The organism is Peptacetobacter sp. (assembly GCF_029264495.1).
Classification (GTDB): Bacteria; Bacillota; Clostridia; order Peptostreptococcales; family Peptostreptococcaceae; genus Peptacetobacter.
Map to the genome: position 1 here is coordinate 1 of NZ_JARIBH010000006.1, position 9,449 is coordinate 9,449.

Here is a 9,449-nt window from a genome sequence, read left to right on the forward strand (position 1 = left end):
ATTTATGAAGATAGATATTATATATAAAAGTATATAAATATATTGTATACAAAAAAAGAAAGATATAGTATAATTGTGAGAGTCAAATATCTTAAACTATTAACAAATATTTTTGGATATGTTGATAACTTAAAGAATATACCGGTAGCATTTATGCACTGGATATAGGAGGAAAAAATGATAAATTTAATAAGAGTAATACTAGTATCATTTACAGGAATGCAAGCATTTTTAATGATTAGCGATTATTCTAAGGCTAAAAAAGAAAATCGACTAGAAGATGAAAGTTTGACAAAATCTGTAATGGCTGGTATGGTAGGAAATTTTTTTGATACGCTAGGGGTAAGTTCTTTTGCAGTAATAATAGCAATGGGTAAAGCCATGAAAATGAAATTTAAAGATAAAGAAATACCCGCTATGCTAAATGTATCATGTGCAATACCAAATATTGTAGAAGCACTTATTTTTTTAACTGCCATAGAAGTTGATTCGATAACACTTATATCAATGCTTTTAGCAGCAGGGACAGGGTCTTATATAGGTTCAGGGATAGTAAAAAAATTAGATGAAAAAAAAATACAGCTATCAATGGGGATAGCATTATTTATAACAGCAACAGTTATATTATTGGGACTTCCTTGGATAGATTTACTTCCAGTTGGAGGAGAAAGCATCGGTCTTTATGGTAATAAGTTAATTATAGGTGTAGTACTTAATTTTATATATGGAGCATTAATGACAGCAGGAATAGGATTATATGCACCATGTATGGCGACGACATATATTTTAGGAATGTCTCCAAAATGTGCATTTCCAATAATGATGGGATCTTGTGCAGTACTTATGCCTATAGCAAGTACTAGATTTATAAAAGATGGAAATTACCCTAGAAAAACATCGTTAGCAATAACAATAGGTGGTGTAATAGGTGTATTTATAGCTGCATATATATTTAATTCTATGCCTATGAATATGATAAAAGTATTATGTATATTTGTAATATATTACACTTCATATGATATGTTAAAGAAAGTTTTTAAAGGTAGTTTAGAAAATAAATTAAAAGAAGTTAATATAGATATGGAATAAATATAAATGTATAAATAATATAAAAATAAGCTATGTATTTAAAAAATATATAGCTTATTTTTATTTTTTGATTTTATAAATTTTTTTTATTTCTCAATAATAAATAATTATCAAGGATTATATTTTATAAAATATAACAACAAAAATGTTATACTAATATAGTATTTTAAATATGCAATAGTAAATGTATATAAAATAAAAAAAGATATAATTTAATACTATAATATATGGGTTTAATTACTAAAACATCAAGAAAAGCATATATCTAAAGAAAAATTATTCAGAAAAATTCAAATAATTTAAAAAATAATAAAGTTTAAAATAAGAAACTTATTATTAAATTAAGAAAAAATACAAAAAAATATTGAAAAATAAACAAAAAAATATTGAAAAAAAAGTTGATGATTGTTATAATAATAACTTGAAAAAGGGAAAATAATATCTAAAAATTATAAGTTATAGGGAATATTTTAATTACTTATAATGAAAAATTTGCTTAAGTAAATTTATTTTAATATCAGAAATAAATTACTAAAATTTAAAAATAATTTAAAAAGGAGAAAATAAAATGGCAAGTTTAATAAGGATAATGTTAATTGGATTTACATCTATATTCGCAGTTGTTTTTGGAAGAGATTTCAACAAAACTAAAAAAGCGAACCAAATAGAAGACGAAAGTTGGAAAAAACCAGGATTTATAGGATTTGTAGCGAATTTTGCAGATACATTAGGAATAGGTTCTTTTGCTATAGTTGTAGCAATGTCAAAAGCATTAAAACTTAATGTAAAAGATAAACACATTCCAGGAATGCTTAATGTATCATGTACAATACCCGCTGTATTAGAAGCACTTATATTTATAACATCAGTAAAAGTTGATCCAATAACATTATTATCATTATTAATAGCAGCAGCAGCTGGTTCAGTTATTGGAGCAAAAATAATATCAAAACTTGATGAATCAATAGTTCAGATAGTTATGGGTATAGCATTATTTATAACAGGTATAGTAATGTTCTTAGGACTACCTTGGGTTAGTTTAATGCCAGGTGGTGGAACAGCTCTTGGATTAACTGGAACAAAATTAATAATAGCTATAATAGGTAACTTTATATTAGGAGCATTAATGACAGCAGGAATAGGATTATATGCCCCATGTATGGCTATGCTTTACCTTTTAGGAATGTCAGAAAGAGCAGCTTATCCAATAATGATGGGATCATGTGCTATGCTTCTTCCATTCTCAGGTATGGAATTTATAAAAGAAGGTCAGTATCCAAGAAAATCTTCATTAGCAATAACTTTAGGTGGGATAGTTGGTGTATTTATAGCAGCATTTATAGTTAAGAGCTTACCAATAAATATATTAAAAGTCTTAGTAATATGTGTAATATTCTATACAGCAACTACAATGCTAAAATCAGGTATAGTAAAAATAAAAGAAAACAAAGCAAGTGGTGCAGAACCAACAGTATAAAATTTGAAAGACTAAATTTTATATAAGACATAAAAAAATAACAATATATCAATAAAAGCAGTGAGTTTTATACTTACTGCTTTTTATATTAAAAAAGTATTGAATAGTTTATATTTTAATATTATAATCTAACGTATGGAAGAAAATATGGATAATTATTTTATTTATAAGCTCTATAATAAAGAGCGTTTTATATTAAAATTTAGGGTTTAAAGAGGTGAATGTGGTGAAAAATGTATTATTTCATTTTACTGGAGAAGATGATGATATAAGTCTCCATGATGACGAAATAGGATATCTTTTAAATCATCTAGAGTACAGTATAGGTGAAAAAGTACTACTTGTAGGAGATATAGGTCGATTAGGAAAAGATCTAAGATTAAGTGGATTAAATGTAACTATACTTGAGGATTCAGACTATGAGGATATATGTTATTCTTTAGTGCACAATGAAAGTTGTAATTTTGTTAAAGGTAAACTAGAATTTTTACCTTTTGAAGATAATTATTTCAACAAAGTTATAATACTTGAGCAATTTAACAATACAAGTAATTATGAAAAAGCATCTTCTGAGATAAGTAGAGTTCTTAAAAATAATGGAGAACTAATACTTGAAGATCTAAATATGTACAATATTAAAAATAAAATAAAATATTTAAAAAGAAGGATATGTGGCCTTTGTGGAAATCACTGTAGTCCAAGTGATATTAAAAAAATATTTTCGGAATTAAGATTTGATGGTTTATTAGAGGATTTTAAAAACCATAAATATATATATGTAGCAAGAAAAAAGATGTATTAATAAAAAACATCTTTATTATATGTTGCTTACAATATATTGAAAACAAAATATGATTAATTATAGTTAGGTCTGGCTTATGCCAGGCCTATTTTAAAAGGAGATGGTACTTTGATAAATTATAAAATAGTATTTGTTGTTATTTTATTTATGATATTAGTATCAATTCAGTTTGTATTAAATAAAATATATTTAGAGTTAAAAGAAATAAAAAATATACTATACAAACAAAATATAGAAGAAATATTGAAAAGAAATAAGGAATTATAATATAAAACTTGCATTATTACAGAAAGGATAAGGTATTTATAATGAAATTTGAACTAAGTTATATAAAAGAAGATATACAAAATATAGCAGATGCAATAGAAACTGTATTAAAAATAGATGTAACTATAGTAGATGAAAATCTTATCAGAATTGCGGGTACTGGAAAATATATAAATAAAATTGGAGAAGAAATAAGAGGATTTGCATTTAAAAAATCTCTTATTGATAAAGAGTATATAGTAATAGATAATCCAAAAGAGAGTTTTATATGTAAAGAATGTTACAAAATTGGAAATTGTAATGAATATGGAGAAATATGTTGTCCAATAATATGTGATGAGAAAGCATATGGAGTTATAGGACTTATAGCGTTTTCAGAAGAACAAAGAGAAATAATAGAAAAAAATAGTGAAGGAATGGTAAATTTTCTAACAAGAATGGCAGATTTATTGTCTGGGAAATTAAAAGCAGCTATAAAATCTTATGAATTAGATATAGAAAAGAAAAAATTAGAAACTTTAGTTGATGGTATGGATAAAGCAGTAGTATCTATTGATATAGATGGTAAAATAGATAGATACAATCTTAAATTCAAGAAAATGTTCAATATAAATAAAGATATAAGTGGTGAGAATATGTTTGAAATATTTAAATCTATAAAAGTACCATCACAACATAAAAAAGGACATTCATTTAGTAGTAGTTTTAATTATAATAATGGTGAAAAAAATTTACGTGGAATTTATAATATGAATATAATAGAACTTAATGGAGAAGTAAAAGGATATGTTATAGATTTTACAGATAAGAAAGAAGCAATAAAAAATTATAATAAAATGAATAAAGATAGAAGTATAATGATTGAAAATATAATTGGAGAAAGTGATATTATAAAAAAAGTAAAAAAAGAAACTATAATGGCTTCAAAATCTGTATCGACAGTTTTGATAACAGGAGAAAGTGGTACAGGAAAAGAGTTATTTGCAAGGGCAATACATAATCATAGTAAAAGATCAGAATATCCATTTATAGCTGTAAACTGTGCTGCTATTCCAGATAATCTTTTAGAAAGTGAACTTTTTGGATATGAGGAAGGTGCTTTTACAGGAGCAAAAAAAGGTGGAAAGTTAGGAATGTTTGAAATTGCACATAAAGGTAGTTTATTTTTAGATGAAATAGGTGATATGAGCCTACATCTACAATCGAAATTACTGAGGGTATTGCAAGAAAAAGAAGTTAATAAAATAGGTGCAAAGTCAAATGTTGAAGTGGATGTTAGGATTATAGCTGCTACAAATAAAGATTTAGAAGAGATGGTAAAAGAGGGTACATTTAGAGAGGATTTATATTATAGACTGAATGTAATTCCTATAAAATTACCTAATTTATCACAAAGAAAAGGAGATATATCTTTATTAATAGACTATATGATACAAGAATATTCTATGAAACTTGAAAAAAATGTAGAAGGAATAGATGATTTTGCATTGGAGATTATGAAAAAATATAAATGGCCTGGAAATGTCAGAGAATTACAAAATAGCATAGAATATAGTATAAATATGGCACAAGATAAAATAATCACAGTAGATGTACTTCCAAAATCTATACTTGAGTTTAAAGAAGAAAAAGAAGAAGAAAGTATATCAGGAATAGAAACGTTAGAGGAGCTAGAAAAAAGAGAAATAAGAAAAGCTTTAAAAACTTATAGTATATATAAAAAAGATAAAGATTTGGCAGCTAAAGCACTTGGAATATCAAGAGCTACCTTATATAGAAAAATAGAAAAATATAAAATAAAATAAAGTTTTATTCAAGAATGTTTATTGTTATAAATTAAAATAATTATTATAAAAATCTCATTTTGACACAGAATATCAAAATGAGATTTTTTTGTCTCAAAATGATAAAATAAGATTATTTACACTATAGATAAAAATGTATAATATACCAATAAAATAAAAAAATAATAAAATTAATCGTTGAAATATCAGCATTTTTATAAAATAAAAAAATAAAATTTTAAAAATGGCATGAAATATGCTTATATTGAATAAAGAAAAGTAAATACTAAAATATATATTTATAAAATTGATATTAAAATAAATTACAATTTATTGTATGGAGGATAAAATGAGAGATATAAGAAATGAATTAGTAGAAATGCTTAAAAATGAAGTAAAACCTGCAGTTGGATGTACAGAACCAGTTGCATTAGCACTTGCTTGTGCAAAAGCAAAAGAATTATTAGGCGAAGAAGTAGTAGAAAATAAGATGTTAGTTAGCCATAATATATTTAAAAATGGTATGGGCGTTGGTATACCAGGAAGTAAAATACTTGGATTAAAAGTAGCAGCTTGTATGGGATTAGTTGGGGGAAAATCAGCTGATGGATTAAGCGTACTTGAAGGGTTAACTGAAGAAGAAGTTAAAGAATCAGAAAAATATTTAGAAGAACATACTATATCAGTAGAACCAACAGAATCAACAGATAAAATATATCTTGAAGTTACATTAAAAGGTGAAAATCATGAAGTAACTGTAAAAGTAAGAGGAAGACATGATAACTTTACATATCTTGAAAAAGATGGGGAAGTAATATTAGATAATGAACCAAAAGAAATGACTACTGAAAACAAAGAGGAAAGAAAAGAAACTTTAATGGACAAAGCTACTGTTGCTGAAATAGTAGATAACGTTGAAAAAATGAATTTTGAAGATATTAAATTCCTTCTTGATGGTATAAAAATGAATAGAGCTATGGCAGAAATAGGACTTAAAGAAAAAACTGGTGTTGGTATGGGTTATGGAATAAAACAAGCAATAGCAGATGGTGAATTAGGTGACGATATAGTTAATTATGCTATGATGTTAACATCTGCAGCTTCAGATGCAAGAATGTCTGGTGTTAAAATGCCTGTTATGAGTTCTAATGGTAGTGGAAATCATGGTTTAACAGCTATATTACCAATAGCAGCATATAGTGAAAGATTCCCACAAGAAGATGAGAGAGTTGCTAGAGCACTTGCTATATCTCATTTAATAACAGCATATATTAAAAACTTTACAGGAAGATTATCACCAATGTGTGGTTGTGGTGTTGCAGCAGCAATAGGATGTACAGCAGGTCTTTCTTGGTTAATGAATGCAGAATTATCACAAATAGAAGGTGCTATGGAAAATATGATAGCTGATTTAAGTGGTATGATATGTGATGGTGCTAAACCAGGATGTGCTTGTAAATTAGCAACAGCTTCATCAGCAGCAGTACAGAATGCTATTCTTGCAAAAAGAGGATGTATAGTTCCAGGGTTAAATGGAATAGTAGGTAGAAGCGTTGATGAAAGTGTTAGAGCATTAGGTTGTGTTGGAGATGCAGGTATGTCTGTAACAGATGAAGTTATACTAGATGTTATGAATGAAATGAATAAAGCTAATTAATTAAACTTTATCGATTTTTATAAAATAGCCTTTTAAATAATCTAAAATATAAATTTTAAGAAATCCATATCTTGATTGATATGGATTTCTTTTTATATTCATAAATTATTGTTAATATATAATGATAAAAAAGAGACTTTTTTATTAGAATTTATAGATAGTATTGAAAATACTGATTAATTCGTATAAAATTAACTGTATAATTAAAAAAATCGGAGGATAAAAATGGATATAACTAAGAAAAAATGGGAAGTAATGTATACTGAAGAAGAAATAGCTAAAAGAATAAAAGAGCTAGGAAAACAAATAGAGAAAGACTATAAAGATAAAAATTTAATGATAATAGCTTTATTAAGAGGTAGTTTTATATTCTGTGCGGATTTAGTTAGAAGTATAGACTTACAATTAAGAGTAAACTTTATGACAACTTCAAGTTATGGAAATGCAGAAGAAACAAGTGGAAAAGTAAAGGTTACTTCTGATGTAACTGTAGATTTAGAAGGATATGATGTATTAGTAGTTGATGATATAACTGATAGTGCTGTAACTATGGATTTCGTATTAAAGCACTTAAAAGCTAAAAATCCAAAAAGTATAAAAAGTTGTGTGTTATTAGATAAGCCATCAAGAAGAAAAGTAGAATTAGTTCCTGATTACTGTGGATATGAAGTAGAAGATAAATTTGTTGTTGGATATGGATTTGACTGTGGAGATTATTTTAGAAATGTTCCATATATATTCAACGTAACTGATGAAGATAGATAATTAATAAAAGTCACTGTATATACAGTGACTTTTTTATTTCAATATTTATTAAATAAAATTTATAATATATCTTTCATATCGTAAAGGCCATTTTCTTTTTTTAATAGTTCTTTAGCAGCAAATATAGAACCATCTGCAAAAATTGCATTAGATTGTGCATGGTGTGATAGAGTAACAACTTCACTATCTCCACAGAATAAGACATCATGGTCTGAAATTATATTTCCACCTCTTACAGAACTAACACCGATATCTTTAGATTGTCTTTTACAATTTCTTCCAAATCTTCCAAAAACTTCATTTGATTCTGGAATCACTTCTTTTATAGCATTTATAAGCATTTTTGCCGTACCACTAGGAGCATCTTCTTTTCTATTATGATGTTTCTCAATGATTTCAATATCAAAATTATTAAGTAATTTTGAAGCTTCTTTTACCAACTCTATAAGAACATTAACACCAACAGAAGTATTATGAGAAAGTAGTACAGGTACTTCTTTAGATACTTCCTCTATAGATTTATTTTGCTTTTCATCAAAGCCAGTTGTAGCTATTACTACAGGAGTTTTAGTTTTTTTGATATATTTAAGCATAGAATCCAAATTTCCAGGATGCGAAAAGTCAATTATTGCATCAGCGTCAACATCGCAATCATCAAAAGTATGGAACAATTTTACATCTCCATCAAGAGTACCAGTTTTTGCAGATCTTGCAACACCAGCTACAAGTTTACAATCTGGATCTTTTGAAATACATTCTTGAAGCATCTTTCCCATAGCTCCGTTATAGCCACAAACTATTAAATTTAACATAATTATTTACCCTCCAAATAAAAAATTCAGAAAAATTAATTTCTATGATTTAATTTTAACATTTTAAAGAGAAATATAGTAGAGTAATATAAATATTATTTAAGTATATCTAACAAAAAAGAATATTATTTTTTAAGATAGATTTTTTAAATAAATAATAGAATAAAACAATAAAAATTACATTTACAATTAAAACGACTATACTACCTTCAATTTTATAAATTCCACCAGTTAAAAGTTTATTTCCATGGTATGCAAGTTTAAATATAGAAGGATAGTCATCAGCTAATGAAATACCACCTAAAATTATTCCACCTATAAAATTCAAAATAAAAGTTCTTCATAATAACATTTAAAAAGCATGAAATAGCCCAAATAGATAAATAATTCATTGAATTTTTACCTATAAATGAAATAGTATTTGTAATAAATAGAGTAAAAACAACTACACCAAGCCATAAACCACCTGTAAAAATCCATAAAATAATACTTTTAAAAGGATGATTCATTGGAGCAATAGTTATATTTTTACCGTCTATGAAATAAAAAATAACAGATATTAAAATAACTGATAACAGTGGTATTAATTCTGCATAAAAACGCCATAAAATGGAATTATTAGATGGAATAGAAATAAAACTAACCAAAAGAGTCAACAGATAAAAAATCCAAAAGATTTAACAAAAATATCTAAAAACTTTCTCATAAAACTAACTCCTCAAAATATAAATTATAAATATATTTTAGAACTGAAAAATAAAGAAAATCTTAAGATAAAATAAAAAATATTAAAAAA

The 9,449-nt window shown here is 25.9% G+C and carries 9 protein-coding genes; 7 read left to right on the forward strand and 2 right to left on the reverse strand.

Annotated features, from left to right (window positions below; all coding sequences use genetic code 11):
- The first annotated feature begins 177 nt into the window (after positions 1 to 177).
- The 7 genes from Q1J78_RS00245 to hpt all read left to right on the forward strand — a co-directional run bounded on the left by Q1J78_RS00245 (position 178) and on the right by hpt (position 7,841).
- Positions 178 to 1,089 carry a sulfite exporter TauE/SafE family protein gene (locus Q1J78_RS00245; RefSeq protein ID WP_300277141.1) on the forward strand — a complete coding sequence of 304 codons (912 nt, stop codon included), beginning with the start codon at positions 178 to 180 and terminating at the stop codon, positions 1,087 to 1,089.
- A gap of 568 nt (positions 1,090 to 1,657) precedes the next feature.
- Entirely contained in the window at positions 1,658 to 2,566 is a 909-nt protein-coding gene (locus Q1J78_RS00250) for a sulfite exporter TauE/SafE family protein (protein ID WP_300277144.1), read from the forward strand.
- A gap of 226 nt (positions 2,567 to 2,792) precedes the next feature.
- On the forward strand, positions 2,793 to 3,368 hold the full coding sequence (locus Q1J78_RS00255; protein WP_300277147.1) for a class I SAM-dependent methyltransferase: 576 nt from the start codon (positions 2,793 to 2,795) through the stop codon (positions 3,366 to 3,368).
- Between the two features lie 108 nt (positions 3,369 to 3,476).
- Entirely contained in the window at positions 3,477 to 3,635 is a 159-nt protein-coding gene (locus Q1J78_RS00260; protein WP_300277150.1) for a hypothetical protein, read from the forward strand.
- Between the two features lie 41 nt (positions 3,636 to 3,676).
- Positions 3,677 to 5,440, forward strand: coding sequence for a sigma-54 interaction domain-containing protein (locus Q1J78_RS00265; protein WP_300277152.1), 1,764 nt, complete (start codon positions 3,677 to 3,679; stop codon positions 5,438 to 5,440).
- A 328-nt stretch (positions 5,441 to 5,768) separates the two neighbouring features.
- The gene (locus Q1J78_RS00270) at positions 5,769 to 7,076 is read left to right on the forward strand and encodes an L-cysteine desulfidase family protein (protein WP_300277155.1); all 1,308 of its coding nucleotides are present in this window, start codon (positions 5,769 to 5,771) and stop codon (positions 7,074 to 7,076) included.
- Between the two features lie 225 nt (positions 7,077 to 7,301).
- Entirely contained in the window at positions 7,302 to 7,841 is a 540-nt protein-coding gene (hpt, locus tag Q1J78_RS00275; protein ID WP_300277158.1) for a hypoxanthine phosphoribosyltransferase, read from the forward strand.
- Between the two features lie 59 nt (positions 7,842 to 7,900).
- On the opposite strand, the gene dapB is transcribed toward hpt, so the two are convergent.
- Positions 7,901 to 8,653 (reverse strand): 4-hydroxy-tetrahydrodipicolinate reductase, encoded by a 753-nt coding sequence (gene dapB / locus Q1J78_RS00280; RefSeq protein ID WP_300277161.1) that lies wholly within the window; start codon positions 8,651 to 8,653, stop codon positions 7,901 to 7,903.
- 109 nt (positions 8,654 to 8,762) lie between these two features.
- Positions 8,763 to 8,981 carry a hypothetical protein gene (locus tag Q1J78_RS00285; protein WP_300277164.1) on the reverse strand — a complete coding sequence of 73 codons (219 nt, stop codon included), beginning with the start codon at positions 8,979 to 8,981 and terminating at the stop codon, positions 8,763 to 8,765.
- Positions 8,982 to 9,449: the final 468 nt, after the last annotated feature.

Excerpts from the sequence above, each read along its gene's own strand:
- dapB (WP_300277161.1), bottom strand. The coding sequence starts at position 8,653 with ATGTTAAATTTAATAGTTTGTGGCTATAACGGAGCTATGGGAAAGATG.
- Q1J78_RS00265 (WP_300277152.1), top strand. The coding sequence starts at position 3,677 with ATGAAATTTGAACTAAGTTATATAAAAGAAGATATACAAAATATAGCA.
- Q1J78_RS00270 (WP_300277155.1), top strand. The coding sequence starts at position 5,769 with ATGAGAGATATAAGAAATGAATTAGTAGAAATGCTTAAAAATGAAGTA.
- Q1J78_RS00245 (WP_300277141.1), top strand. The coding sequence starts at position 178 with ATGATAAATTTAATAAGAGTAATACTAGTATCATTTACAGGAATGCAA.
- hpt (WP_300277158.1), top strand. The coding sequence starts at position 7,302 with ATGGATATAACTAAGAAAAAATGGGAAGTAATGTATACTGAAGAAGAA.
- Q1J78_RS00250 (WP_300277144.1), top strand. The coding sequence starts at position 1,658 with ATGGCAAGTTTAATAAGGATAATGTTAATTGGATTTACATCTATATTC.